The 26,138-nt window shown below is 66.3% G+C and carries 24 protein-coding genes; 21 read left to right on the forward strand and 3 right to left on the reverse strand.

The genetic code is table 11. The annotated features are described in order from the left end of the window. From HQ306_RS05675 to HQ306_RS05705, 8 genes are all read left to right on the forward strand, one after another. On the forward strand, positions 1–978 hold the full coding sequence (locus HQ306_RS05675; protein WP_261770259.1) for an iron chelate uptake ABC transporter family permease subunit: 978 nt from the start codon (positions 1–3) through the stop codon (positions 976–978). Further along, positions 975–1,772 carry an ABC transporter ATP-binding protein gene (locus tag HQ306_RS05680; RefSeq protein WP_056449125.1) on the forward strand — a complete coding sequence of 266 codons (798 nt, stop codon included), beginning with the start codon at positions 975–977 and terminating at the stop codon, positions 1,770–1,772. The genes HQ306_RS05675 and HQ306_RS05680 overlap by 4 nt, the downstream gene beginning before the upstream one ends. 86 nt (positions 1,773–1,858) lie before the next feature. Next, on the forward strand, positions 1,859–2,638 hold the full coding sequence (locus HQ306_RS05685) for an ABC transporter substrate-binding protein (protein ID WP_261770260.1): 780 nt from the start codon (positions 1,859–1,861) through the stop codon (positions 2,636–2,638). Beyond that, positions 2,638–2,817, forward strand: coding sequence for a hypothetical protein (locus HQ306_RS22090; RefSeq protein ID WP_261770261.1), 180 nt, complete (start codon positions 2,638–2,640; stop codon positions 2,815–2,817). Before HQ306_RS05685 ends, HQ306_RS22090 begins: the two co-directional genes overlap by 1 nt. An 84-nt stretch (positions 2,818–2,901) precedes the next feature. After that, complete coding sequence (locus HQ306_RS05690; protein ID WP_261770262.1) at positions 2,902–4,692, forward strand: siderophore-interacting protein; 1,791 nt, start codon at positions 2,902–2,904, stop codon at positions 4,690–4,692. A 427-nt stretch (positions 4,693–5,119) separates the two neighbouring features. Beyond that, positions 5,120–5,908, forward strand: a complete 789-nt coding sequence (locus HQ306_RS05695) for an alpha/beta fold hydrolase (protein WP_222628137.1) — start codon at positions 5,120–5,122, stop codon at positions 5,906–5,908. A gap of 686 nt (positions 5,909–6,594) precedes the next feature. Further along, positions 6,595–7,440, forward strand: a complete 846-nt coding sequence (locus tag HQ306_RS05700) for an EAL domain-containing protein (RefSeq protein ID WP_261770263.1) — start codon at positions 6,595–6,597, stop codon at positions 7,438–7,440. 186 nt (positions 7,441–7,626) lie between these two features. Next, positions 7,627–8,709 carry a hypothetical protein gene (locus tag HQ306_RS05705; RefSeq protein WP_222628141.1) on the forward strand — a complete coding sequence of 361 codons (1,083 nt, stop codon included), beginning with the start codon at positions 7,627–7,629 and terminating at the stop codon, positions 8,707–8,709. A 397-nt stretch (positions 8,710–9,106) separates the two neighbouring features. On the opposite strand, the gene HQ306_RS05710 is transcribed toward HQ306_RS05705, so the two are convergent. Together HQ306_RS05710 and HQ306_RS05715 are read right to left on the reverse strand one after the other, a co-directional pair. Then, on the reverse strand, positions 9,107–10,009 hold the full coding sequence (locus HQ306_RS05710) for an oxidoreductase (RefSeq protein WP_222628143.1): 903 nt from the start codon (positions 10,007–10,009) through the stop codon (positions 9,107–9,109). 81 nt (positions 10,010–10,090) lie between these two features. Further along, entirely contained in the window at positions 10,091–10,852 is a 762-nt protein-coding gene (locus HQ306_RS05715; protein ID WP_222628145.1) for an SDR family NAD(P)-dependent oxidoreductase, read from the reverse strand. Between the two features lie 102 nt (positions 10,853–10,954). On the opposite strand from HQ306_RS05715, the gene HQ306_RS05720 reads away from it, so the two are divergent. From HQ306_RS05720 to HQ306_RS05750, 7 genes are all read left to right on the forward strand, one after another. Then, positions 10,955–11,806, forward strand: a complete 852-nt coding sequence (locus tag HQ306_RS05720) for a helix-turn-helix transcriptional regulator (protein ID WP_222628147.1) — start codon at positions 10,955–10,957, stop codon at positions 11,804–11,806. 1,071 nt (positions 11,807–12,877) lie between these two features. Continuing rightward, positions 12,878–14,149 carry an NDMA-dependent methanol dehydrogenase gene (gene mdo / locus HQ306_RS05725; RefSeq protein ID WP_027507091.1) on the forward strand — a complete coding sequence of 424 codons (1,272 nt, stop codon included), beginning with the start codon at positions 12,878–12,880 and terminating at the stop codon, positions 14,147–14,149. 31 nt (positions 14,150–14,180) lie between these two features. Continuing rightward, positions 14,181–15,248, forward strand: a complete 1,068-nt coding sequence (locus HQ306_RS05730) for a MoxR family ATPase (protein ID WP_222628148.1) — start codon at positions 14,181–14,183, stop codon at positions 15,246–15,248. 1 nt (position 15,249) lies between these two features. Beyond that, positions 15,250–16,755 carry a VWA domain-containing protein gene (locus HQ306_RS05735; protein WP_222628150.1) on the forward strand — a complete coding sequence of 502 codons (1,506 nt, stop codon included), beginning with the start codon at positions 15,250–15,252 and terminating at the stop codon, positions 16,753–16,755. 56 nt (positions 16,756–16,811) lie between these two features. Then, entirely contained in the window at positions 16,812–18,050 is a 1,239-nt protein-coding gene (locus HQ306_RS05740; protein ID WP_222628152.1) for an iron-containing alcohol dehydrogenase, read from the forward strand. After that, positions 18,047–19,339 carry a histidine kinase gene (locus HQ306_RS05745; protein WP_308115587.1) on the forward strand — a complete coding sequence of 431 codons (1,293 nt, stop codon included), beginning with the start codon at positions 18,047–18,049 and terminating at the stop codon, positions 19,337–19,339. Before HQ306_RS05740 ends, HQ306_RS05745 begins: the two co-directional genes overlap by 4 nt. Next, entirely contained in the window at positions 19,339–19,971 is a 633-nt protein-coding gene (locus HQ306_RS05750; RefSeq protein ID WP_027507086.1) for a response regulator transcription factor, read from the forward strand. Before HQ306_RS05745 ends, HQ306_RS05750 begins: the two co-directional genes overlap by 1 nt. Here the strand turns inward: HQ306_RS05750 and mftM are convergent. Next, positions 19,968–20,816, reverse strand: coding sequence for a mycofactocin oligosaccharide methyltransferase MftM (gene mftM, locus HQ306_RS05755; RefSeq protein WP_222628154.1), 849 nt, complete (start codon positions 20,814–20,816; stop codon positions 19,968–19,970). The two genes, HQ306_RS05750 and mftM, sit on opposite strands and share 4 nt — an antisense overlap. Before the next feature lie 202 nt (positions 20,817–21,018). Between mftM and mftA the strand changes: the two genes are divergently transcribed. Genes mftA through mftG form a run of 6 tightly spaced genes read left to right on the forward strand, consistent with a single transcriptional unit; the run spans position 21,019 to position 26,120 of the window. Further along, positions 21,019–21,129: a mycofactocin precursor MftA gene (gene mftA, locus HQ306_RS05760; RefSeq protein ID WP_155957132.1), complete on the forward strand. Its 111-nt coding sequence runs from the start codon at positions 21,019–21,021 to the stop codon at positions 21,127–21,129. Positions 21,130–21,136: 7 nt separating this feature from the next. After that, the gene (gene mftB, locus HQ306_RS05765) at positions 21,137–21,451 is read left to right on the forward strand and encodes a mycofactocin biosynthesis chaperone MftB (protein WP_308115586.1); all 315 of its coding nucleotides are present in this window, start codon (positions 21,137–21,139) and stop codon (positions 21,449–21,451) included. Next, positions 21,448–22,728, forward strand: a complete 1,281-nt coding sequence (mftC, locus tag HQ306_RS05770; RefSeq protein WP_222628156.1) for a mycofactocin radical SAM maturase — start codon at positions 21,448–21,450, stop codon at positions 22,726–22,728. The genes mftB and mftC overlap by 4 nt, the downstream gene beginning before the upstream one ends. A 4-nt stretch (positions 22,729–22,732) precedes the next feature. After that, the gene (gene mftD / locus HQ306_RS05775; protein WP_222628158.1) at positions 22,733–23,989 is read left to right on the forward strand and encodes a pre-mycofactocin synthase MftD; all 1,257 of its coding nucleotides are present in this window, start codon (positions 22,733–22,735) and stop codon (positions 23,987–23,989) included. A gap of 59 nt (positions 23,990–24,048) precedes the next feature. Further along, complete coding sequence (gene mftE / locus HQ306_RS05780; protein ID WP_222628160.1) at positions 24,049–24,708, forward strand: mycofactocin biosynthesis peptidyl-dipeptidase MftE; 660 nt, start codon at positions 24,049–24,051, stop codon at positions 24,706–24,708. Next, on the forward strand, positions 24,705–26,120 hold the full coding sequence (gene mftG / locus HQ306_RS05785) for a mycofactocin system GMC family oxidoreductase MftG (RefSeq protein WP_222628162.1): 1,416 nt from the start codon (positions 24,705–24,707) through the stop codon (positions 26,118–26,120). Before mftE ends, mftG begins: the two co-directional genes overlap by 4 nt. The last annotated feature ends 18 nt before the right edge of the window (positions 26,121–26,138 follow it).

The raw sequence follows: 26,138 nt of genomic DNA on the forward strand, positions 1-26,138 counted from the left end.
ATGCCGACGCTGGTACGCACCGACTCGGGACCACGTCCGCGCCGACGACTTCTCGTAGCCTCCGCGGTGCTGGCGGGGGCGATCGCCTGCTTCCTTCTCCTGTTCGTCCGGGGTTCCTTCGAGTTCGCGGTGGAACGCCGCGCCACGATGCTGGGCGCCATGGCCGTCGCGGCCTTCGCCCACGGGCTCGGCACCGTCGTCTTCCACACCGTCACAGACAACCGATTGCTCACTCCGTCCATCGTCGGTTTCGACTCGCTGTACGTGCTGATGCAGACCGTCATGGTGTACGTCTTCGGCGGCTCCGTCATCGCGCGGACCGACGGCACCCCGAAAGTGATCGCACAGACCCTCACCATGGTCCTGTTCGCCACGGTCCTCTATCGCTGGCTCTTCTCCGGTCGCCTCGGCAGTCTCTTCACGATGCTGCTCGTCGGCGTCGTCCTGGGACTGGCCTTCGACAGCCTCTCGACGTTTCTGCAGCGACTGCTCTCCCCCACCGAGTACGACCTGCTGTCCGTTCGCCTGTTCGGTCGCCTCAGCGGGGTGGATCCGGACATGCTTCCCCTCGCGTTCACGGTGTGCGTCGCGGTGGGAGTAGTGTTGTGGCGCAGACGTTTCCGGCTCGATGCGCTGTTGCTCGGCCGTGACTCCGCGACGACCATCGGCGTCGACCACAAGCGTGAACTGACGCTCGTGCTCGTTCTGGTGGCGCTGCTGGTGTCGTTCTCCACCGCGCTGGCAGGGCCGATGACCTTCTTCGGCTTCATCGTCGCGACGATGGCCTATCAGGTGACCGGCAGCTACAAGCACCAGTACGTGCTGCCGATGGCGTTCCTGCTCGGCATGCTCACGCTCGTCGTCGGACAGTTCGTCATGCAGCACATCTTCTACGCGGCCGGTTTCCTCACGGTCGTCATCGAATTCGCGGGTGGACTGCTCTTCCTCGTGGTCGTCCTCCGGAAAGGCAGACTGTGATCACGTTCTCGGACGTCTCCAAGACCTACCAGAGCGAGACGGTGCTCGGACCGGTCAGCGGCACCATCGCAGAGGGTGGCATCACCTCGGTCGTCGGGCCCAACGGAGCGGGCAAGTCGACCCTGCTCTCGATCATGGGCAGACTGCTCGAGCCGACCACCGGAACCGTGACCATCGGAGACGCCGTGGTGCAGCACACGGCCACGAGAGACTTGGCCCGCATCGTCTCGGTGCTGCGCCAGGACAACCACCTGACCGCGCGGCTCACCATCCGCGAGCTCGTCTCGTTCGGCCGGTTCCCGCACTGCGGCGGCCGACTCCGCGCACACGATCACGAACACGTCGACCGTGCGCTCGACTTCCTGCACCTCGACACCCTCGCTGGGCGCCACCTCGACCAGGTGTCGGGTGGTCAACGCCAGCGGGCGTTCGTCGCCATGGTTCTCGCGCAGGACACTCCGTACGTCCTGCTCGACGAGCCGCTGAACAATCTGGACATGAAGCACTCGGTGGCGATGATGGGCCATCTCCGACGCGCGGCCGACGAACTGGGGCGCACGATCGTGCTCGTGGTGCACGACATCAACTTCGCGGCGGCCTGGTCGGACGACATCGTCGCGATGCGGGACGGCCGGATAGTCGTCAGCGGGCCCGCCGGCGCGATCATGCACGACGACATCCTGAGCGACGTGTTCGATACCCGGGTGCGCGTCCACGACATCGACGGCGCGCGGACCGCCGTGTACGCCCGCCCTCGGAACGAGGTGCGTATCGCGGCCTCGACACAACCATGACACGCACGACAGTGCTCTCGAAAGTATTCGCCATGGTGCACTCCCCCCTTCGCCGGCGAGGCGTCCGCCTCGTCGCCGCTGCGTCGATGGCGCTCGTCGTCCTCGGCGCGTCCGCGTGCAGTTCGACCGCCGACGACACCGCTGCAACTGTCGAGCCGACACCGAGCGAGACCCGCGTGATCGCCACCGACAAAGGAGGGGTGACCGTGCCCGCCGACCCCCAGCGCATCGCGGTCCTCTCCGCCGGATTCGCCGGATACCTCTACACACTCGACGCGCCCGTCGCCATCACCGACACCCGACTGCTCGGTGTGACCAACCTCGACGGCGGCTTCCCTCCACAGTGGGCCGACAAGGCTGAGGCCCGGGGCACAGTGGAACTGCCGGCGGGGGAATCGCTGAACATCGAAGCCATTGCGCAGGCCGAACCTGATCTCATCATCGGTGGCGGGCAGGGCTACTCCGCCATCCTGGCCAATGATGCCTACGATCAGCTCGCCGCGATCGCACCCACCGTGCTGATCCCGTCCACGGTCACCACCTGGCAAGGCGAACTCGCGGCAGTCGCCGACGCCGCCGGGGAGAGCGACAAGGTCGACTCTCTCCTGCAGGCATACGAGGACAAGGTCGCCGATGTCAGGGATTCCATCACCGTTCCCGGGTCTCCCGTCGCCTATTTCCTGTCGCTGAGCACCAATGAACCCTCCTTCATTCCGCAGACCGCGGCATTGCCGACGTTGTTGTCGGAAGTCGGTTCGAAGCCGACGACATTCTCACCAAGGCCGGGAATCCGGAGTTGTACGGTTCCGGGGACTCGTTCATCGTCAGCCCCGAATTGCTCGGTTCCGTCGCCACCGCCCCGGTGATGTTCGTCGTCCCGGTTGCCGGGCGCACCCTCGAGCAGCTGAAGCAGGATCCGGCCTACGCGGTGTTGCCGGCCTTCGCCGCGAGCACTGTCCACGAACTCCCGGCGACGAGCTACCGACCCGACTACGACGGGGTCATGGCCACGCTGGACCAGATCCAGCAGACGTTCGCCGCGTAGCAGTGCTACTCGGTGAGAACGGATCAGGAGGTACTCATTCCTATGGCGGGCACAGTGCGCGACGTTCAGGTCTTTCCGATCTGCATGCGAGAACTCGATGTCCTGCGGGTGGAGGACGTGACCCCCGGGATGCGACGGGTCGTGGTGGGCGGGCCGTCGATGGACCGGCACGTGCGCGACGGTGTCGAGCTGCCTCCGCTGCGGACCACCGGATTCGACGACGACGTCAAGATTCTTCCGGTCGACCCGGTCACCGGGACCCTGCCATTCCCGGTTCCCAGGAATAAGGACGACGGCACCGTCGACTGGCCCGCTGGATCGTTCCCGTACGCACGGACTTACACCGTGCGCCGGTTCGACGAGGCCGAGCGAGAGATGGTGCTGGACTTCGCAGCCCACGAGGGCGGACTCGCAGCGACGTGGTCCCGGACGGTGGAGCCCGGCGACACGGTGCTGATCGCCGGACCGAAACACTCCGCGAGCCTGCCGCGCGAGGTGGACTGGATGCTCGTCGCCGGCGACGAGACCGCCCTGCCCGCCATCGCGCGCTGCCTCGAGATACTGCCCGCTGATCTGCCGGCGACGGTGGTCGTCGAAGTGGCCGAGCGCTCGCACCGACAGGAACTGCGCTCGGCTGCCGACGTCGACATCACCTGGCTGTACCGGTCCGAAGCCGGAGGCGACTCCCGGCTCGTCGACGCGGTCCGAGCGGCGCCGTGGCGACCCGGGCAGCCGTACCTGTGGGTGGCCGGCGAAGCACAGACCATCACGCCACTACGTCGATGGGCGAAGCAGGACAAGCAGATCGACAAAAAGTTCGTCGAGATCGCCGGGTACTGGCGTAGACGCGAGGAACGAACGGACGCGTCCCCGGCCGAGAGCGGCCAGGCGAGGGACGCCGCGGCGCGCCTGCACGAGATGGCGGACCTGGCCACCCCGCTGGTGATCAGGACCGCGGTGACGCTCGGGGTGTTCGCTGCTGTCGACGGCGGCGCCGACACCGTCGACGCGATCGCCGCAGCATGCAGCACTCACCCCGGCGCCACGGCGAAGCTGGTGCGGCACCTCGTGCTGCTCGACTTTCTCACCACCGACGGTCAGCGTTGCGCCCTCACCGAGATGGGGTCCCTGCTCGCCGACCAGGACGCGTTTCTCAACCAGTCGCTGCACGACGACAGGATCCACACCCGTCTCGAACTGTCGCTCCTCGGACTCACCGAGACGATCCGGACCGGAACACCCCCTGCGACACATCGTTTCGCCGACAAGATGGCCGAGCCCGGTGTCGCGGACGAGTTCCACGAGGAAGCGGCGTTCTCCGCTGTCTACCGCGCTCCCGCACTGCCCGACGCGGTCGATCTCGACGGAGTCCGGACGGTCGCACTCCACGGCGACGGGGCAGGCGTCTACGCCGACACCCTCGTACGGGAACGTCCCGACCTCGAGATCACGCTCGTCGGACATCCCGACCGCAACCGCCGGAACCTGGCAGACGTGGCCCATGAACGGCGCGGTGCGGTGCGGTGCATCGACTCCAGGGACGTCACCCCGTCGGCGTCCCCGGTGGACCTCGCGATTGCTGCCGACCTGATCGACGCTCACCCGGACGCTGACGCCCTCATGCTGCTGTCGATGCTGGCGACCTCCGCGCGCAGGGTCGTCCTCGTCACCGACGTGCTCGACCCGGCGACCACCGACGATCACGACACCGAAGACGACTTGGTCCGACTGTGCCTGTACGGATCCGGGCGACGCACCGAAGCCGAAGTGCGCGAGCTGATTGCCGAGTCCCTCGGTGCCGACGCACGTGTCGGAAGCCTGGGGTGGGGGTCCACGGTGGTCGAATTTCGGGGCCGGTCGGGGACGTCGACGTGATGGGCCGGACGACTATCGTCTGAACCGCCTCACAGGAAGCCGACCGACTGTTTCGCGCACGCGGTCTCGACGACCGACACAAGTACCTGCAATTGGACTTGCTGCACACACGCGATCAGCAGGACAGCCCGATGACGACCGCCTCGGCGCACCTGCGTTCTCACCGCGGGACGAGCCGCAACGCGAAGACGCGCTGTCGCCTCCGGGACATCTCGAGGTCATCAGCGAACGCGTACCCCGTCGCACCCGCCCACCATCCGACCGTGGTGCTGTCCCGGTCGTACCAAGGTGACTCGGCCGCGAACTCGGTGACGTGGCCCCGAACAGTCGGTACCCGGCGAAAGGTTGAATTGGACACTGGGCGAGCGGGTGCCATCGGTCTTCCGGAACCCCTGCGTCGACCGGGCATTCGCGTACTGTCAACTATATGACGCTCAACTATGTCAGATTCGGAAATGGCAGCCCGCTGTTACTGGTGCACGGCTTGGGCGTCGGATGGCGATCCTGGTCCCCGATCATCGACGAACTGGCGGAACACCGTGACGTCATCGCGGTTGACCTACCGGGGTTCGGCGACACGCCGCCGTTGATGGGCGAAGTATCGATCGCTGCTCTCGCCGACTCCGTCGCGGACTTCATTCGCGAACACGATCTAGGTGGCATTTCCACCGCCGGTCAGTCGATGGGCGGTCGAATCGTCCTCGAACTCGCGCGGCGAGGAGTCGGCGGCGACACCGTGGCACTCGACCCCGGCGGTTTCTGGAGCGACCGCGAACGTGCTGTCTTCGGCGCCACACTCCGGCCGTCCATAGCCCTTGTCAACATATTGCGGCGTTTCCTACCTGCACTTCTCGGCAACCCTGCGGGAAGGACCCTGCTGCTCGCTCAATTGTCCGCGCGGCCATGGGCACTCTCGCGCGACACCGTGTTGCCCGACGTACGCGGGCTCGCCGACTCCCCGTCGACCGGGTCCGCTCTGAACGCCCTCATCCACGGGCCGAAGCAGGAAGGCGCACCGTCCGGCACAGTGCCCGGGCGGGTCACGATCGGTTGGGGACGACGAGATCTGGTGACAGTGCCGAGGCAAGCCACACGCGCATCGGAACTGTTCCCCGATGCCGTTCTGCACTGGTTCGAGCGGTGCGGTCACTTTCCGCAGTGGGACGCACCTCGAGAAGCCACTCGATTGATTCTCGACCGCACCGAGAGAGGATGATTCTCAAAGGTCCGACCAGTGCATGTCGATCGCGGGTCACCATTCGCCGGCGACCTCGACCGGCCCCCGGCGAACTCGCTGCGTGGTGACGACTGTCCCGGTGTCGCGGGAGGATCGCGGCGCGTCCCACTGGGGGATCCGTACGAGCCCGCACATCAGATCGGAGGCGGCGTGCGGGCAGGGCCGGAGGGCCGCCATTCCTCTCGTCCGGTGACTTCACAGGTGGCACATGAGCACGCCTCCGGCATTCCCCCGAACTGAGCGAGTCGACGATCTTCGTGCAATCGGGCATGAGGCTCAGGAGTGGTCGTGACCCGGCGCATTGCCTGGCGCGGGTGCCTGCTTCACTGCTGACATGCTGAACGAGTCGGGGCCGGCCGAATATGTCGCCCCGGTCCTCGGCGGCGAGGTCGCCGCGACGCTGCCCGGGAATGGGCATCGTGAGCAGGGCCGCATCGTCGGTGCTACTCGGAGGGTGTCGGTTCCCGAGCCGTCCTCGGCAATCACCACGCGTGTCCCCACCGTCCCGGTGCGTAGCCGGTTCCGTCGTGCCGCTTCCGGCGTGACGGGACGTCATGCCTACGGCGAGCATGGCCAGCAGAATTTGTGCTTGTCACCCTTTCAGGGGTGGTGCATCCGTTCTGCGAATGGGGGGTACCACGTCCTCATCTCTCAGACCCGACACGATGCGCCGCCGGCTGCAGTCCACGTGTGCTCGTTCCGCCGGCCGGTGCGGCGTCGTGTGCGAGCAAGCGTTCCCGGTGACTGATTTCGACGGGGACGGAAGCCGCTCCGGCCGCGCCCAGCAGCGGCCGGTCACCGCTGATGACATCTGCGACCTTGTACGTCGCGGCGGACCCACCATGGTGTTCCAACCCATCGTCGACGCCGCAGACCTGAACGTCGTCGGCTACGAAGCGCTCTCGCGGTTCCCCACCGGAACCGCGTGCCCCGCGGAGTGGTTCGACAGCGCAGCGCAGAGCGGACTGTCCGGGGCACTCGAAGGCGCCGCGCTGCTCTCCGCTCTGAACGAAGCGGCATCGTTCCCGCCGGGAATGTTCCTCGCGGTGAACCTCTCCCCCGCCGCGCTCACCGACGACCCTCTGCTCGCCGAGCCGCTGCGCCACGCCGCCCGACATCGCCGCATCATCCTCGAGGTCTCCGAACGCACCCACATCCACGAGATCGACACCGTCCTCACACGGGTCAACGACCTACGCGGCGCCGGTGTGGCCATCGCCCTCGACGACGTCGGCGCCGGGCAGTCCGGGCTCCGGCAGGTGATCACCGTCCGACCCGAGATGATCAAGATCGACGCGTTCGTCACCCACGACATCGACACCGATCCTTTGCGTGCAGCCATCGCTGCCGGCACCGTGACCCTTGCCGAGCAATTCGGCATGACCGTGGTGTTCGAGGGCGTCGAGTCCGATGCCGAACTGCGCACCGTCCGCCGTCTCGGCGCCCATCTCCTGCAGGGGTATCACCTCGGGCGTCCCGCCCCCGCCGCTCACGGAACCACCCCCCTGTAGTGAACATTCTCGCCGCACCGAAGCCTCTGCGACCCTGGGGTCAGCTGACGATCGGCGTCACTGCAGTCGGGTCGCCCGCGGGTGATCGCACACGTCGTCGGTCAGCTCCCTGGCGGAGGTCGGACAGCTGACGGTCTGCTCGTCTTTCGGACGTTTCGACTTGTCTCGACCGGGTAGCACCGGGCGATGACAGGCCACGACCCACACCGAGAAGGACCCACCCGTCCACCGGGAGACGGTGTATCGGTACTGCTCATCGCCGACCCCGGCAAACCCGCAGACCTCGCCGAGCACCTCTCGGACCACCTACCCCGACGCCTCACCGAACGAGGATCACCGCCCCGCCGATGGACCACCACCGTGCGCCGACAACCCCTCGTCTCCGACGAACACGCCTCGCTCACCGACGTGATCGACACCGTCGACACCGACTCGGACCACGAGGACATCGTCGTCTATCTCACCGACCTCCCCCGCCGCGACAACACCGTCCCCGTCATCGGCGAGGTCAGCGCCGATCGCAAGTTCGCGCTGATCTCCATCGCCGCCGTCGGCGGCATCGACCTCGCGCGACGCGTCACCACCGTCGTCGAACTCGCCCTTGCACGCATCCTCGGCGAACCCGAACTCGCACCGACGAGCGCCGCGAAACGATTCCCCTCCGAACAGCACGAGAACGGTACCCGGTACCTGGCACCGAAGGGACTACGCAGGCTTCGGCTGCTCTCGGGAATGGTGCGAGCCAACCGGCCCTGGCGGCTGGTCACCGGCCTGTCCAAGGTGCTCGTCGGCGCCTTCGCCACCGGCGCATTCGCATTGTCCACCAGCACCATCTGGTCGTTCGCCGACACCATGGGCGGATGGCGCCTCTGTGCGGCGACGATCCTGTCGACGGTGGCGCTCATCCTCTGGCTCGTCATCGACCACGAACTGTGGGAACGGCCCGAATCCGACGAGGAACGCGAACGCTCCAGGCTGTACAACACCGCGACCGTCATCACCTTGACCATCGGTGTCGTCGTCCTCCACATCGCCCTGTTCGGTCTGCTGCTCTTCACCGCCTGGCTCTCCCTCCGAGCGCACGTCCTGTCCTCGACCCTCGGGCACAGCGCGACCACCGCCGACTACCTCGAACTCAGCTGGCTCCTCGCCTCGATCGCCACCATCGGCGGCGCCCTCGGATCCGGCCTCGAAGACGACGACGCAGTCAAGGAAGCCGCCTACGGAACCAGACAACGCCAACGACACGACAACACGCAGAAAGAGTGAACAGGTGAGAATTCCGAAGCGAGCGGTGCACTGTGCGGGGCGGCAGTCAGCACGCTCCACGCCTCCGACGTCGACATGAAGCGAGCGGTGTCCGTCCACAGAAGTCTCCGGAGGTCCACCGACCGTCGTGGATATTCATGCGCACAGTCCACCCATGACCACCCGAGTCCATCGAACGAGTGACGAACACGTTGTGACAACTCGTGACATCGAGCGGCATTTCGGCAGTTGTCGCAGGTGCCTGGACTCCCCTGGACCGTGGCGGACCTGCACGGAGTGCTGGCTGGTCCGCCGGAACCACGCGGTTCACGAGTCCGATTCGAAGCCGGTCTCCGCTGTGACGCGACTGCCTGTGAACAGCATCTCGGCAGCGTGCTCCCCCGGGGAAGTGGAACCCTCAGGCAATCGGCGGATCCCGGCGCAGGCTCGTGTAGCTCACCCCGGTCACCTGCTCGGACAGATTCCAGAGGGCGGTCGCGAGCTTCAAGTCGCGCGAACGCTTACTGGACGAGACGACTGTCGGATGGCCGCGCATCTCCCGGAACCCGTCGGGTCCGATGTATGAGCCTCCCTCGACGCCGGCGACCGTCGCCGCGTACAGCTGCGACAACGCTCCCATGTTCGAGCTCTGACCGATGACGCCCGCTCCGAACGAGAAAATCTTGTCGAGGGCAGATTCGGTGTGGGACGCCAGGTTCGTGGACGAGATACCGGGATGCGCCGCGACGGAGACGACCGAGGAGCGCGCTTCCGACAGGCGCCGCTGGAGCTTGTACGCGAACAACAGATTCGCCAACTTGGACTGGCCGTAGGCAGCCCAGCGACTGTAGCGGCGGTGCTCGAAGTTGGGGTCGTCGATCGAGATGTCTCCGCTCGTGTGCGCGAGACTGGACAGCGTGACGATCCGGTCGGAGATGCGGTCGACGAGCAGTCCGGTCAACGCGAAATGCCCGAGGTGATTGGTCCCGAACTGCATCTCGAAACCGTCGACCGTCCTCTTCTGCGGCAGCGCCATCACACCGGCGTTGTTGACCAGGACGTCGAAGGGCTCGGTCGCGTCGGCGAAGCGTCTCACGGAGGCCAGATCGGCGAGATCGAGCTCACGAACGGTCGCAGTCGGCCCGATCTCGCGGGCGACATCCTCTCCCCTGTCGGTATTGCGACACGCGAGTACCACCTCCGCCCCACGAGCACCCAGGGCTCGGGCCGTGGCCGCACCCAAGCCACTGTTGGCGCCGGTCACGACGAAACGCCGCCCCGTCTGATCCGGGATGTCTGCGGTCGTCCACGTCGAGGTCACCGGTCCGACAGTAGCCGTGCGCGGCGGGTCACTCGGCGAACTGCAAAGGTGCACTCCACCGAGAACCTCAGCCACCGCCGCCTAACGGGTTCCGGTGATGCCACCGTCCACCGGGATCGTCGCCCCGTGCAGGTAAGCCGCCTCATCCGAGACCACCCACGCGATGGCCGACGCGATCTCTTCCGGCCGACCCGGACGTCCGGCCGGAATGCCGACCGTCATCTGACTGATGACGTCGCTACTGGAGTCGTTGATCGGGGTTCGGGTGGCGCCGGGCGCGACGGTGTTCACTCGTACCCCCCGGGGTCCGAACTCGGCGGCCCAGCTTCGAGCGAGCTGAGCTTCGGCAGCTTTCGTGGCGGAATACAGGCCGACGAATGCATGGCCCACCGTGGCCATCCACGACCCGATTACCACGATCGCGCCGGTGCCTCGTTCGGCCATTGCCGGCGCCAGGGCTGCGGTGAGAACATGCGGTGCCCGGACGTTGACGGCAAGTGTCGCTTCGAGATCGGCGTCGGTGAGGGACACGGTGTCGACGGCGGGGCAGAGTGCCGCGTTGTGCACCAGGATGTCGACCCGCCCGTCGAGAGCGGTGGTCCACGCGGCGGCCAGCGCACGCAGATCGGTAGGTGACGCGGCGAGATCGCCGTTCACGAACGCGGCGGATCCGCCGGCGCCTTCGATCTCGGCGACGAGGTGCGCACCACGTTCGGCGTCGCGCCCGGTGATCACGACGCGAGCGCCACGGGCCGCGAGTTCGCGGGCGGTAGCGGCGCCTATTCCGCTCGTCGAGCCGGTGACGACGGCGGTGCGGTCGGACAGATTCGATGGGTTGCTCATGACCACCACTCCACAGTGCGATCACGTAACGCACCAGGGCGAGCACTGCCTGGTCACGCCGTGACCAGGCAGTGTCCGGGATGTCTCCGTAGTCTCGGCAGGGTGCCAGCAGACAGATCCGCACTCGGGGCATTCCTCCGGTCACGACGTGACGCACTCACGCCAGCAACGGCGGGGATTGCGCCGTTCCCCGGACCGCGGCGCGTTCCGGGCCTGCGCAAGGAGGAACTTGCGGTGCTCGCAGGATTGAGCCCCGATCACTACAGCCGGCTCGAGCAGGGTCGCCAGCACACAGTCACCGACGACATCGTCGACGCCTTGAGCCGGGCCTTGCGGCTCGACGAGATCGAGGACGCACACCTGCGAAATCTCGCCGCTCCGATGCGCCGGAAACGCTCGAGCATGTGGGAGTCTCCACAACGACCCAATCCTGGTCTGCTCCGGGTGCTGACCACGATGGATCACGTTCCCGCGCTCGTCCTCGGGCGCCGCTCCGAAATCCTGGCGTGCAACTCGCTGGCGCGGGCAGTCCTCGGCGAGGAGATCGACAGGGGTGCCGTACTGGTGCGCTGGCTCTTCCTGGACTCGCGTGCGAGGGAACGCATCGTGAACTGGTCCGATTACGCGTCAGCCGCGGTGGGGGCGATGCGCTACGAGGTCGGACGCCACGTCGCGGACGCCCGATTGACGGGTCTGATCGACGATTTACGTCTGGCAAGTGAAGACTTCGCCCATTGGTGGAATGATCACGGCGTAGCGGATCGCACGTCCGTCGACAAGAAGATCGCCCACCCCGTGGTAGGTCGACTCGCGTTCGGCATCGAATCTCTTGTGTCGCCCCACGATCCGGAGCAACGCTTGATCGTCTACACCGTCGAGCCCGAGTCGTCCACTGCTCGGGCTCTTCCGATGTTGGCGTCGTGGGGCCCGGCATCTGCCGAGTCGATGGGCTGACGCGCGGACGACGAATCGATCGATCGATCGGTCCGCCCGCGGGTGGTATCTGCAGCACCTTCGACTTTGCCCAGGTCGTCTCGTCGTTCACCGCCGCAACCTCCACGGGTCCCGACACGTACGTCACGCGGGTGCCGAATTCGTTTCGTCCGAAAGCCGAGCCGTACTCCTGCGCATCTCGCTTCGCCCACTGGCTGGACTCGGTGACGTGCAAATCGAGGATGTCGCCGACCACCGGTAACGCCGCGGTGGATGCGGCAGCGCGCGATCGGACGCTCGTACAGGTCTCACGGTGTTGTCGCTCATTGGTGCTCCCCCTGCGATGAGTCGGTGGGCGGAGTGACAGGCCCGAAGCGGGCAGCGCAATAGGGCTACTTCGTGACGTTTGTCCAGTTCAGAGGCATATCGAGAGCCTCCTGTCAGGATTGAACTGACGACCTTTCGCTTACAAGGCTTCGACGACCCGATCAGGTGGATTCACCTGGACTCACGAAAATCGGCCTGAGCTGTGCGTTCGTCCATCAGCGTCCGCCCCGGTCCACCTCCGTCCGTCCCGACTTGTGACACTCTCGTGACACCGACAAACCTTCGCGTCACTCTCACTGGATCTGTATCAGCTTGCTGGACAGCCTATCTCGTCCACGGGGGATCGACCAAGACGGGCAAGGCGGCAGAGGCGGTTTCGGCCACTGGCGCCGGTGAGCCAGAGTCCCTTCAGCTACTCGGCTCTACATACGGCAAACGCCGGGTGTGACACGACAGCGTGTCACCGTGACCGCGTCAGGAACCAGTGATGCCCGTGGAGTGACTTCCCCGGCCCATGGGCGCGCGTGTGCCTCCCACACCATGGTTCTGCTGACACAGCGCACATCAGCGCGCACGCGGAGCGTCGCGAGGGCCTTCATTGCTCGTGCGCACTCGCTTCGGCCAGCATCGCCACCTCTCCGAAGGGATAGTCCCGCCGCGCAACAGGTCAGTTCGAGCGGGAAGTCCGTCGCCCTTCGATCTCCCCAGGGATGGTGATTGCAGTCACATCGACTGTCGAACCGTTGCCGACCACAGGAGACGACCATGGCCATCGAGCTCAACCAGATCTGGGACTTCCCGATCAAGGAGTTCCACCCCTTCCCTCGCGCCCTTCTCGGGGTCGGCGCACACGACATCATCGGCGTCGAGGCCAAGAACCTGGGCTTCAAGCGATCACTTCTGGTCACGACGGGCCTCCGGGGATCGGGGATCATCGAGGAACTGATCGGGAAGATCGAATACCAGGGCGTCGAGGTCGTGTTGTTCGACAAGGTGGAGTCCAACCCCAAGGACTACAACGTCATGGACGCCGCCGCGCTCTACCAGAAGGAGAAGTGCGACAGCATCATCTCCGTCGGTGGCGGCTCGAGTCACGATGCAGCCAAGGGCGCACGTGTCGTCATCGCGCACGACGGACGCAACATCAACGAGTTCGAGGGCTTCTCCAAGTCGACCAACAAAGAGAACCCACCGCACATCGCCGTCTCCACGACGGCGGGTACGGGCTCGGAGACCTCGTGGGCCTACGTCATCACCGACACCTCCGACATGGACAAACCCCACAAATGGGTGGCATTCGACGAGGCCTCCATCGTCACCGTCGCAATCGACGACCCGCTGCTCTACTACACCTGCCCGCAGCACTTCACCGCGTACTGCGGCTTCGACGTCCTCGCCCACGGAAGCGAGCCCTTCGTCTCCCGGCTGGACTTCGCGCCGTCGCTGGGCAATGCGTTGTATTCCGTCGAACTGGTCGCGAAGAACCTCCGCGAAGCGGTGTACGAGCCTCGGAACCTGAAGGCCCGCGAAGGAATGATGAACGCGCAGTACATCGCCGGGCAAGCCTTCAACTCCGGCGGCCTCGGCATCGTGCACTCCATCTCGCATGCCGTGAGCGCCTTCTTCGACAGCCACCACGGACTCAACAACGCCATCGCTCTTCCGCGGGTCTGGGAGTACAACCTGCCGAGCCGGTACGAGAGGTACGCGCAACTGGCCGGCGCCCTGGGAGTCGACACCCGCAACCTCACCACCGTGCAAGCCGCGGACGCTGCTGTCGAGGCGGCCATTCGACTGTCGAAGGACGTCGGCATCCCGGACAACTTCGGAGAGGTGAACACCCGCCTGTACGACAAGAACCGGATGAACACGGGCAAGTACACCGGCCGCGGAGACGTCATCACCGGAGACGAGAAGACCGTCCTCGCCATTTCCGAGCACATCCAGGACGACTGGTGCACGCCGGGCAATCCCCGCGAGGTCACGGTCGAGTCGATGATTCCGGTCGTCGGTCACTCCATCAACGAGTCGTACTGACACTCGCGAGATCACGGAAAGGACCACGAGTATGACCACGGCCGGACCCTTCGTTCGACAACAGGACACCACTTCGGATCTGGCGACGCCCGCGGACGTGCGCGCATCGCTCCGGGAGACCGGATACATCGCGACCGACGACCTGTCGGTGGTGGTGCACCTCGCCATCGCGCTGGATCGACCGTTGTTGCTCGAAGGTCCGGCCGGCGTCGGTAAGACGGAACTGGCCAAGGCGCTCGCCCTCGCGGGAGGGCGTCGGCTGGTCCGCCTGCAGTGCTACGAGGGTCTCGACGACAATCGCGCGCTGTACGAGTGGGACTACGCGAAGCAACTGCTGCACGTCCAGATGTTGCGGGACCGCATGGGCGCCGAACTCGCCGATGCGCCGGATCTCGCCGCAGCGTCAGCCTTATTGTCCGACACGGATTTCGGTCTCTACTCCGAGGGCTTTCTCGCTGTCCGACCCCTCCTCGATGCGATCCTCTCGGAGCAGCCGGTGGTGCTGCTCATCGACGAGGTCGACCGCACAGAGGAAGCGATGGAAGCGCTGCTCCTCGAGGTGTTGGCGGAGAAGCAGATCACCATTCCCGAAGTCGGGACATTCCGGGCGCGGACAGATCCGTGGGTGATCCTGACATCCAACGACACTCGTGAACTGTCCGCCGCGCTCAAGCGGCGCTGCCTGCACTTCGCGGTCGATTTCCCGAGCGCGGAGGTCGAGCGCGAGATCGTCTCCTCGCGCGCCCCGGAGGTGGAGGAGTCCGTGGTCGCTGACGTCGTCGAGCTGGCTCGGTCGATGCGGGAACTCCCCCTGCGCAAGAGCCCGTCGGTCTCCGAGGTCATCGACGCAGCCCGAGCCGCGATGATCCTGAAAGAACACGACACCGAGCGCACGAGGGATCTACTGTCCTCCGCACTGCTGAAATACGTGAGTGACGTCGAACTCGTTCGGCGACAGCGCCAGCCATCCACACCGCACGACCCCGTCGACCGTTCGGGTCCACCGCCCAGCATCGCCAGTCGACCACCCAACAGCACCACCGCTGCTTTCCGCGGGCACGGTGGACGCGACCGTGGTGGAGTCGGGAAGAAGGCGTGACATGACGACCGCGTCCGCCACTCCGGCACGGGTACTCGACGTTCTGTCGGCCGTGTTCGGCCGGCTCCTCCGCCGATTCGGCGTCGCGGCGTCACCCGCGGAGGTGATCGAGGTGAGGCGTGTCCTGGGCCTGATCGGAGCCTCCGACACAGCGCTTCTGCGCTCGGCACTGCGCGCCACGTGCGCGAAGTACCCACACGAGCAGGAGGGCTTCGACCTGGCCTTCTCGGCGCTGTTCGATCCCGTTCTCCCGATCGACGAGCCGGGACGCACAACGAGCGCGGCGGTGGTGGCCGGCGGTATGCCCACGGACCTGGAGGTCTCCGGCGAGGAGCACACCACCGCCCGCTACGCGGACTTCAACGAGCGCGCCGCGGACGTGGGCGAACACTTCGACACGCCCGATGCCGAGCAGGGATTCAATCCGCACAAGGACGACGACGACCTGAGCCTCACGAGCAGCGACTCTCAGGTGTCCGTGGACGCCGACTCCGCGTCGGGTCGCCGCGGAGTCACGTTCACCGTGGACGTGGACCGTGCCGACAGCGCGACGGTCGGTGAGTTGTCGTCCGATGACGCGGTCGTGTCGCGGGGAACTCTTCGGTGGGACGACCCGAACGGAATTCTGGGTTGGCTGGACGCCTACGACCCCGCGGCGGTCTACGGCGACGCAGTCGACGCGGGCGAGATGACTCGGACGCAGCTCGATCGACTCGCGGAGGCCATCGAAGCCTTCGTCGATGCGCTGGCGCACAGCGCGGGGGGTACGACACCCGCGACGGAGGCCGATCCGAACGCCCTGTCTCGCGTCGACGTGGACGGGGCGTGCCGGGAGATACTCCGCCGGATGAGGGGGGCGCCCAGACCTCGACCTCGTGAACACGGTCGCGGCCGACTCGACATGCGCAGGACCGTGCGCGCCGGGATGCGGACCGATGGGGTGCCGTTCCACCTGATCGTGCGCACCCCTGTTCCGGAACAGGTTCGGCTGCTCGTACTCGCCGACGTCTCCCTGTCGGTACGGCCCATCACCGCATTCACCCTGCGACTCGCACAGAGCATGCGCCACCGAGTCAACAGATGCTCGGTGTTGGCCTTCGTCGACCGACCAGTCGACGTCACGGACGAGTTGGCCCGAAGCACTGGCGACGATGCTCTCGCCACGGTGCTGTCCAGTCCGGAACTGGACCTCGAAGCCAGCAGCGACTACGGACGCGTGCTCGACGAGGTACTCACCCACCACGGCTCGTTCATCACCTCACGGACGTCCGTCATCGTCGTCGGCGACGGCCGATGCAACGGTCTCCCGGCGGGAGTGGACAAACTCCAGGAGATAGCACGCCGGGTTCACCGACTGGCATGGATCACCCCGGAATCGGAGCGATACTGGGACCAGGCGTCGTGCTCCATGCGCGAGTACGCGGACGTGTGCGACGGCGTCGTGGTGGCCCGCGATGCCCGGCAACTCATCGACCGAGCGCCAGAACTCGGCAACGCTCTGCGGTGACGGTCCTGCCCGATCGGGCAGGTATCGACAGTCCGTTGCGCCGTAAGCTGGATCACATGTCCGGATTCTCTGCACCGTCCTCGGCGCAATCGACGGACCCGACTGTTCCCGGGCTGGACGTGCCGCTGGGTGACGTCAATGCCGTCGGCCGGGTCGTCAAGTTCCATGCCCCCGAGATCGTCTTCGGGGTGGGTTCCACCGGCGAGGTCGCGCATGCGGTCGCGAGACTGGGAGGAGTGCGCCCGTTCCTGGTGACCGACGTGGGACTGCTCGAGGCAGGGTGGGTCGCGGCGATCGAGAACGAATTACGAGAGCGCGGCATGTCGCCGGTGGTGTGGGCGGACCCGACCCCGAACCCGAAAGACCACGAGATCGCGGCCGGCCACGTCGTCTATCGCGACCGCGGGTGCGACGTCCTCGTGGCGATCGGTGGCGGCAGCGTCATGGACGCGGCGAAGGGCGTGGCCATCCTGGCGTCGAACGGCGGTCGCATCCTCGACTACGAGGGCGTCGACACGGTCGAATCACCCATCCCGCCTGTCGTGATGGTCCCCAGCACCGCCGGCACCGGAGCCGACGTCTCTCAGTTCTGCATCGTGACGGACACCGACCGTGGCACCAAGATCACCATTCTCGGCCGTGCACTGGTCCCGGACATCACGATCATCGATCCGCGACTGCTCACCACCATGCCGGAATGGCTCAGTGCGGCCACCGGCCTGGATGCCCTGACACACGGGATCGAGGCGTTCGTCTCGCTCGCCCACAATCCCCTCACGGACCACCATGCCCTCCGGGCGGTCACTCTCGTCATCGAGACTCTCGCCCACACGATCGCAGACCCCGACGGGCTTCCCGCGCGCACCGTGATGGCCCAGGCCAGCCTGGAGGGTGGACTCGCGTTCACCAATGCCATCCTCGGAGCCGCGCACGCGATGAGTCACCAGGTGGGTGGTCTTCTCGACCTCCCCCACGGCGTCATCAACGGGATACTTCTGCCTCATGTCATCCGCTTCAACGCGGGCGCCGACGGTCGGCCGTACGTGCCCGTCGCCGCGAGTCTCGGGCTCCCCGAGGCACGCGGATCAGCCGCGGAAGCAGCGTTCGCGGTCGCGGATCGGGTCGAGACCCTGGCGCGGGCCGTCGGAGTTCCCCGCACACTCGGGAGCATCGGCGTCACCGACGCCGATGTCGAGCGCCTCGCGGAGTTCTCGCTCCGCGACGCCTGCATGGCCACCAATCCGCGGCCGGCCACTCAGAGCGACATCGCAGCACTGTTCCGGAAAGCACTGTGACTCAGCGCGAACCGGTGACGGACCTGTCCCGCCTCACCGGCCTGCGCTCGTCGAAGAGCACGTACTACCCGCAATACCGGGGAGCCGCCGAACGGGCCGAACGGATCTTCCACGCCCTCGATCTGGTGTCTCGTGCGCTCGTCCGCACGGTCGAGGGACCCGAAACTTTGATCTGTGCAGTGGCCGAGGCCGCTCGCGCACACCTCAGCGCCCGCTGGGTCGTCTTCGCCCTCACGGACGGCGCACTTCCGGACGCCGGCCCTCGCCGACTGGTCCTCGGCCCCGATGCGACACCGTTTCTCGTGGACGACGTCGAGGGCCCTCCTCTGCCCGACGACGTGGTGGAGTGCCTCGACGACATCCGCCGAGCGCGGGTGCAGGGTGGCATCGTCATAGAACCCCACTACGCGTTCGTCCCCATCGATTCGGTGGGCGGCGCTGTGGGAGCGTTCGCCGCGTGGACCGGTGAGCACCGAACTCTCGATGCCACCGACGGGGCCGTCCTGAGCATCCTCGCCTCGCAAACTGCGGTGGCGCTGCAGAACTCGGCCCTGTTCCAGAACGCCCGCCGCACCGCGGCGGACCTCGCGGTGCGTAACGCTGAACTGGAGACCACGCAGAGACAGCTCGGCGCGGCTCAGCGCCACCAGGTAGTGGACGAGGAGCGGCACCGCATCGCCCGTGAACTACACGACAGTGTCACCCAGGCAGTGCTCTCCGCCGGTATGCAGATCGAGGTGTGTCGCAGCGAGATCCCCGACGCGGAGCGTCGAGATCGCCTCGATCTGGCGAAAGACCTGACCAGGCGTGCAGTCGAACAGTTGCGATCTGCGATCTACGCGCTGAACCACGCGGGTGACTCGAATCGCTCGTCACTCCCGGAGATGCTCGATCAACTCGCTGTCGTTCACATGCCGGACGAATTGCAGGTCAAGGTCAACACCGTCGGTAACGCTGTCGAGTTGTCGAGCGACCTCGAGCATGCGGTCCTTCGTATCGCCGGTGAAGCGTTGTTCAATTCGGCGGTGCATTCGAACGCCTCCCGCGCCGCACTCCGCCTCACGTATCGCGACCACTCGGTACTGCTGACAGTCGACGACGACGGCGACGGCGATCCCCGCGATCTCCGCGTCGTGATGCGACTCGCGGAGACCAACGACCTCGACGGCTCACACCGCGGTCTCGTGAACATGGCTGCGCGCGTGAGAGAGTTCGACGGCACCTTCGACGTCAGACGGTCGCGCCTGGGCGGAATACGCATCGCCGCAACGATTCCGATCGGAGCATGATGACCTCCATCCTTCTCGTCGACGACCACGCGATCCTGCGCCAGGGTCTGCGTTCCGTCCTCGAACGCGAGCCCGACCTGAGAATCGTCGGCGAGGCGGCATCGCTCGACGAAGCCACCACGACGGCGGCTCACCTCACCCCTGACGTGGTTCTGATGGATCTCAAGCTTTCTGCCAGTTCGGATTACGAGGGTCTGACCCTGTGCAAGAAGTTGTCGAAGTCGCATCCGTCCATGGGCCTGCTCGTGCTGACCACATTCCTCGACGAGCGACTCGTCGTCGAAGCCGTTCATGCGGGAGCACGCGGCTACGTGGTCAAGGATGTCGACACCACGGAACTCGTGCGAGCCATCCGTGCAGTGTCTCGCGGCGAGTCCGCATTCGACGCCCGCAGTGCCTCCGCGGTGGTGCGGTCGCTCAACCGAGGAGGCGAACCCGACGGAAGACTGACCGAGCGCGAACTCGAAGTCTTGCGCCTGCTCGCGAACGGCATGTCCAACACCAGGATCGGCACCGAACTGTTCATCTCGGCGACCACAGTCAAGTTCCACGTCAGCAACATCATGCGCAAATTGGGCGTCAGTCGCCGTGCAGAGGCCGTCTACGCTGCGAGCAAGGGCGGCTTGATCTAGCGTGCGTCGAGCACGGCCCAGCCACCGTGGTGCTCGAACACGTCGAAGGGCGCGCCACTGCGCGAGACCGCGGATGCCAGTGCGGCGAGATCGAAGGTGCGGACATGGCCGTGACAGCGTTCGGCTTCCTCTTCGAACGGCACCGCGATCACCACTCGCCGGCGTGCGACGCGCAGCGCCTCCTGCACGATCGCGTCACCCGATCTCAGGTCGACGTGTTCGAGAAGGTGCAACGCCGTCACGGTGTCGACGTGAGCGTCGGGCACAGGCACGGAGGCGGCATCGCACACCAGGGTGGCGACGTCGAGGCCCAGAGCAGTCGTCATGGCGTCGAGCAGACGCACGGTTCCCCCGTGAAGATCCGTAGCGATCACGTCCACGCCACGAGAAGCGAGCCGCAGGGGAAAGAATCCGAAGCACGAACCGAGGTCGAGCACGCTGTCGCCGTCGACCAGGTCGTCAGCGCAGGCATGAATCGGTGCAAAGTCCGATGTACCGGATGTCAACTCTGTCAACGAATTACGATAAAAAGTGGCCCAGGCCGCGACCGCGCCGGGGACGGTGGACCTCACGAGGCCGACCATGATCGCTTCGAACTCCGATCTGCTCGAGCCGGAGGCCGAGACTCGGTCGGTGACCTCGCCGACCAGCGCATCGCTGAGGCGATCCGCGGTCAGGGAGTGTCGCACCTCCAGCACGCCTCCGCTCCGCACGATATGGATGCCACCGGCGATCCGATCGTCGGAGCGGGTGACGGTCACGTTGCCGTGCCTCCACACACCGGGCGCACACGGTGCGAGGGAATCGAATGGTTGGAGTGTCGCGGTCACAGGCCTCTCCCACATCTGTCGGGGACAGCATCGATCCTAGGGCCGAACGCCGCGACGTGACGGCCGGTTCCGAACCTGCCCGATCGGGCAGTCCTCGGGCGCCAACAGGCCTGTCACAGAGGAACATCGGACACCTGAATCTCTCTCGGTCCTACAGTGAATTCACGCACCTCACCCGAGAATGCGCGTTCGAGACACCCGAGACCGGAGGTACGTCATGACTCACAGCGATCCCACCGAGACGACAGACACGTCGCAGCAGGAGCCATTGGTTCAGGAGTCGTTGGTGGAGGAAGTCTCCATCGACGGCATGTGCGGCGTCTACTGAGTCGGCCGTGACCGACGTGCTCGCTGCATCGCCCCGAACGGTGGACCTGGCCCTGGCGTGGCAGCTCAATCCTCAGGTCGCGTTGCGCCCGGAACCGTTCGGGGCGTTGCTGTATCACTTCGGGACCCGCAAGCTCTCGTTCCTCAAGAACACCGTCATCGTGTCACTGGTCACCTCGCTGTCATCGCATCCGGATGCACGATCCGCGATGTCGGCCATGGGAATCGAGGAATCAGCGATGCCGCGCTACGCGCAGGCACTCGCCGCTCTCGCGGACTCGACGATGATCGTTCCCACTCACGTGAAGGAAGGCCCGGCATGACCTCCACTCTCGCCCGCCCCGAGCAACCGGTAGGCCGCCTGGTCGACCAATTCGAACTCGGGCTCGACGCCCCCATCTGCCTGACGTGGGAGCTCACCTATGCCTGCAACCTCTCCTGCGTGCACTGCCTGTCCTCCTCCGGGCGGCGCGACCCCCGGGAACTGTCCACCGAGCAGTGCAAGTCGATCATCGACGAACTGCAGAAGATGCAGGTTTTCTACGTCAACATCGGCGGCGGTGAACCGACCGTCCGATCCGACTTCTGGGAACTCGTCGACTACGCCACCGCCCACCAGGTGGGCGTGAAGTTCTCCACCAACGGCGTCAAGATCGACGAGAAGGTCGCCGCGAGGCTCGCCGCGTCCGACTACGTCGACGTGCAGATCTCCATCGACGGCGCCACCGCCGAGGTCAACGACGCCGTCCGCGGCCCCGGCTCGTTCGACATGGCCGTCCGCGCCCTGAAGAACCTGAAGGACGCCGGGTTCCGGGACGCGAAGATCTCTGTCGTCGTCACCCGGCACAACGTCTCCCAGCTCGACGAGTTCAAGGCCCTCGCCGACGCCTACGACGCCACCCTGCGCATCACCCGCCTGCGCCCGTCCGGTCGCGGCGCCGACGTCTGGGACGACCTGCACCCCACCGCCGGACAACAGCGCGAACTCTACGACTGGCTCGTCGCCAACGGCGACGGTGTGCTCACCGGCGACTCCTTCTTCCACCTCTCCGCCTTCGGCGACGCCCTGCCGGGGCTCAACCTGTGCGGCGCAGGACGAGTGGTGTGCCTGATCGACCCGATCGGCGACGTCTACGCCTGCCCCTTCGCCATCCACGAACAGTTCCTCGCCGGCAACATCGTCCGCGACGCCACCCCCGACATGGGCGGCTTCCAGGCCGTCTGGCAGACCTCGGAACTGTTCCAGGAACTGCGCTTACCGCAGACTAGCGGCGCCTGCACCAAGTGCGCGCACTTCGACGCCTGCCGCGGCGGATGCATGGCCGCGAAGTTCTTCACCGGACTGCCCATGGACGGCCCCGACCCCGAATGCGTCCAGGGCTACGGCGAATCCGCGCTCGCCGCCGACCGCGGCACCGTCCCGAAATCGAGCGTCGACCACTCACGCACCGGGAAGCGGTCCACCCCGAAAGCGTCGATTCCGTTGACGCTGCTCACCCGCCGCGACGGCGCACCCGCCCTCGTGGAGGGCGGAGGCCGACCGGCTCCGAAACTGTGTGACGAGAGCCCCCTTGCGGGAATGCCCCGAGAGAAGGACTGACACCATGCGCACCCCCTGGTCACGACCCGCCTGGATGGAGACTGTCGCCGAAGCTCAGAGACGAGCGAAGAAGCGACTCCCGGCATCGGTGTACTCCGCACTGATCGCCGGCTCCGAACGCGGCAGCACCTACGACGACAATCTCGCGGCCTTCGGCGAACTCGGATTCGCACCCAGTGTCGCCGGACATTGTCACGAGCGTGATCAGTCGACAACGGTGATGGGGCAGCACATCTCCATGCCTGTCATCATCTCGCCGACGGGAGTTCAGGCGGTCGACCCCGACGGTGAGGTTGCCGTGGCTCGTGCGGCGGCGGCACGTGGCACCGCCATCGGCCTGTCCTCGTTCGCATCGAAGTCGGTCGAGGACGTGGCGGCGGCCAACCCGCAGACACTCTTCCAGGTCTACTGGCTCGGCACCCGCGATGAGATGGTCGCCCGCATGGAACGGGCGAAAGCTGCCGGGGCGGTGGGGATGATCCTCACCCTCGACTGGTCGTTCTCCTACGGGCGCGACTGGGGCAGCCCCGCCATTCCGGAGAAGATGAATCTCGCGGCCATGGTCAAGTTCGCACCCGAGGGCATTCTCCGTCCCGCCTGGCTGTACAAGTTCGCACGAACCGGCAGAGTTCCAGACCTGACGACGCCGAACATCCTGCCCGCCGGCGCACCTCAGCTACCCACGTTCTTCGGCGCGTACGGCATGTGGCAACAGACTCCACCGCCGTCCTGGGACGACATCGCCTGGCTCCGTGCGCAGTGGGACGGCCCGTTCATGCTCAAGGGCATCTCCCGCATCGACGACGCCCACCGAGCCGTCGACGCCGGTTTCTCCGCGATCTCCGTCTCCAACCACGGCGGCAACAACCTCGACGGCACACCGGCCACCATCCGTATGCTGCCCGCCGTCGCCGAGGCCGTGGGCGACGAGATCGAGGTACTACTCGACGGCGGAATCCGCCGCGGCAGCGATGTCGTCAAAGCCGTCGCCCTCGGTGCCCGCGCAGTGATGATCGGCCGCGCCTATCTGTGGGGGCTCGCCGCGAACGGGCAGGCCGGTGTGGAGAACGTTCTGGATGTGCTGCGTATGGGCACAGACAGCGCGCTGCTCGGCATGGGCAAGAGTTCGATCCACGACCTGACCCCGCAAGACATCGTCGTTCCGGACGGCTTCACTCGCCGGCTGGGCGAGAGCGTGCCCGCGCCGACAGTGTCCGATGCTGCCACCACCGTGCTGACCTCCGCACGTCGGTCGTCCTGACGGTAGGGCGGTTCAGCGTGTCGTCGTCGAGGCCCGCTCAGTCCTCGAACCTGGGAGCGATGCGCTCGCGCGAGACAGTCGGGGCTCGGTTGGTGGCGGTGCCGGTGGGGTCGCTGGAGCAACACGGCCCGCATCTCCCCTTGGACACCGACACCCGCGTCGCCGCAGCAGTCGCGGGGTCTCTCGATGACGCCTTTCTCGCCCCTGCCCTGGCCTATGGGGCCAGCGGCGAACATGAGGGCTACGCCGGCACGGTCTCTCTCGGAGTCGAAGCACTGACCGCTGTCCTCGTCGAGTACGGCCGATCCATCTGCCGATGGGCCGATCGAGTGGTGTTCGTCAATGGCCACGGTGGCAACCTGTCGTCCCTCGTCTCCGCGGTCGGTCTCCTGCGATACGAGGGCCGAGATGTCGCATGGTTTCCCTGCGCGGTCGCCGGCGGCGATGCCCACGCCGGTCGTACGGAAACGTCCCTCATGATGCATCTCGCACCGAACCTGGTCGACGAGTCTGCTGTGGAGGTGGGAATCACCGCCCCGATCGCCTCGTTGCTTCCGCGCCTACGCACCCTGGGGATGAGCGCGATCACCAGCAACGGTGTTCTGGGCGACCCTCGGGGTGCGAGCGCCGCCGAGGGCGCTTCGCTCGTGGCATCGATGCGGGACTCCCTCGCCGCAGCCGTTCGATCGTGGGCTCCCGACACGCACGGCCGACTGTGACCACCGGTGACTCGTTCGACGTCGTCGTCGTCGGGGGCGGTAGTGCGGGATGCGTTGTCGCAGCGACAATCGCTGCGGCGGGGGCCACCGTCGCACTTCTCGAAGCCGGGAAGTCCGACATCGACGCCGAGGATCTGCGCTCTGCGACGCAGCTGCCTATCGGGCCCGAATCGGAGCGGGTGGACACGTTCGAGGTCGAGCTCTCCGCCGGTCGGACAGGATTCATGGCCAGAGGCAGAGTCCTCGGGGGAAGCGGCGCCGTCAACGGTGCGTACTTTGTCCGCGCCCCCTCTGCCGACTTCGACGCCTGGCCGCGGACGACATGGTCCTGGCCCATGGTCCGGCGCCGTTACGACGACGTCGAGCGGCACATGGTGCCCACGGCGAGTATCGACTCGGAGATCGGCCGAGCCTTCGCCCGAGCATGCTCGTCAGCCGGGTTCTCGTGTGTCAGCCGAGCCGAGAAAGGCACCGATGCGTGGATGGCCGTGCCCTCGAATGTTCGGGACGGCTACCGCGTCACCACGGCACACGCGTATCTGGCGCCAGTACGCCATCTCGTCGACGTGCGACCGCGCACCCGTGTCGCGCGGGTACTTCTCGAGGGGACACGCGCGGTCGGCGTCACGGGCACCGACGACGACGGGCACTTCGTCCTCCGGGCGGACACGATCATCCTGACCGCGGGTGCGGTGAGAACACCACTGCTTCTGATGCATTCAGGCATCGGCGACCCCGCAGTGCTCCGGAACGTGGGCGTGGACGTGCACCATGCGCTGCCCGGCGTGGGAGTGGGGTTTCGTGATCACCCGGAGGTGACGGTGCCGTACGTTCCGCTTCGACCTCCGTCCGGCGGGCGAACCCGCGCTCTCGACGTCGTCCTGCACGTCGGCGATGTGGAGATCCGCCCTTACACAGCATCTTTCGACCAGTTGATATCCGGGCTGCCGCCGATGAATCCGGTGCTGGGTGTTGCTGTCATGCGACCCGACTCGCGCGGACGCATCTCGCCGGTGTCGGCCGACCCATTCGCCGCGCCGCGAATCGAATACCGCTACCTCACTTCACCACGAGACAGAGCCGGACTGCAGGCCGGCGTCGCTCTGGCTCGAACGCTCGCGTCGTCGTTCGGCGTGGTCGAGAGTGCTCGCGCGGAGCGCTTGGTGGACAGGCTCGGAACGTCGGCGCACATGTGCTGCAGTGCCCGCATGGGCACCGATCCGCTCTCCGTGGTCGACGACCACTGCGCCGTGCACGGAATCGACGGCCTCCACGTGATGGACTCGTCGATGTTCCCGAGCATCCCCTCGGTCGGCCCGCACGAAACGGTGGTGATGGCGGCACTGCACGCCGCGCATCTCGCGATCGGTCAGCCCTCGACCACAGGATCGCATCGCGAACGACAAGTGTGACGCGCAGTGTCACCTCGG

Origin of the sequence: Rhodococcus sp. BP-160 (assembly GCF_019836205.1) — a bacterium.
Taxonomy (GTDB): Bacteria; Actinomycetota; Actinomycetes; order Mycobacteriales; family Mycobacteriaceae; genus Rhodococcoides.

Bases quoted from the DNA above. Each gene is read 5' to 3' on its own strand.
- HQ306_RS05705 (WP_222628141.1), top strand. From the start codon at position 7,627: ATGACAGGCCACGACCCACACCGAGAAGGACCCACCCGTCCACCGGGA.
- mftE (WP_222628160.1), top strand. From the start codon at position 24,049: ATGCGCTCGCGCGAGACAGTCGGGGCTCGGTTGGTGGCGGTGCCGGTG.
- mftD (WP_222628158.1), top strand. From the start codon at position 22,733: ATGCGCACCCCCTGGTCACGACCCGCCTGGATGGAGACTGTCGCCGAA.
- mftA (WP_155957132.1), top strand. From the start codon at position 21,019: ATGACTCACAGCGATCCCACCGAGACGACAGACACGTCGCAGCAGGAG.
- HQ306_RS05700 (WP_261770263.1), top strand. From the start codon at position 6,595: ATGCGCCGCCGGCTGCAGTCCACGTGTGCTCGTTCCGCCGGCCGGTGC.
- HQ306_RS05685 (WP_261770260.1), top strand. From the start codon at position 1,859: ATGGCGCTCGTCGTCCTCGGCGCGTCCGCGTGCAGTTCGACCGCCGAC.
- mftC (WP_222628156.1), top strand. From the start codon at position 21,448: ATGACCTCCACTCTCGCCCGCCCCGAGCAACCGGTAGGCCGCCTGGTC.
- HQ306_RS05740 (WP_222628152.1), top strand. From the start codon at position 16,812: ATGTCCGGATTCTCTGCACCGTCCTCGGCGCAATCGACGGACCCGACT.
- HQ306_RS05715 (WP_222628145.1), bottom strand. From the start codon at position 10,852: ATGAGCAACCCATCGAATCTGTCCGACCGCACCGCCGTCGTCACCGGC.
- mftM (WP_222628154.1), bottom strand. From the start codon at position 20,816: ATGTGGGAGAGGCCTGTGACCGCGACACTCCAACCATTCGATTCCCTC.
- HQ306_RS05730 (WP_222628148.1), top strand. From the start codon at position 14,181: ATGACCACGGCCGGACCCTTCGTTCGACAACAGGACACCACTTCGGAT.
- HQ306_RS05735 (WP_222628150.1), top strand. From the start codon at position 15,250: ATGACGACCGCGTCCGCCACTCCGGCACGGGTACTCGACGTTCTGTCG.
- HQ306_RS22090 (WP_261770261.1), top strand. From the start codon at position 2,638: ATGTTCGTCGTCCCGGTTGCCGGGCGCACCCTCGAGCAGCTGAAGCAG.
- mdo (WP_027507091.1), top strand. From the start codon at position 12,878: ATGGCCATCGAGCTCAACCAGATCTGGGACTTCCCGATCAAGGAGTTC.
- HQ306_RS05690 (WP_261770262.1), top strand. From the start codon at position 2,902: ATGCGAGAACTCGATGTCCTGCGGGTGGAGGACGTGACCCCCGGGATG.
- HQ306_RS05750 (WP_027507086.1), top strand. From the start codon at position 19,339: ATGACCTCCATCCTTCTCGTCGACGACCACGCGATCCTGCGCCAGGGT.
- HQ306_RS05695 (WP_222628137.1), top strand. From the start codon at position 5,120: ATGACGCTCAACTATGTCAGATTCGGAAATGGCAGCCCGCTGTTACTG.
- HQ306_RS05675 (WP_261770259.1), top strand. From the start codon at position 1: ATGCCGACGCTGGTACGCACCGACTCGGGACCACGTCCGCGCCGACGA.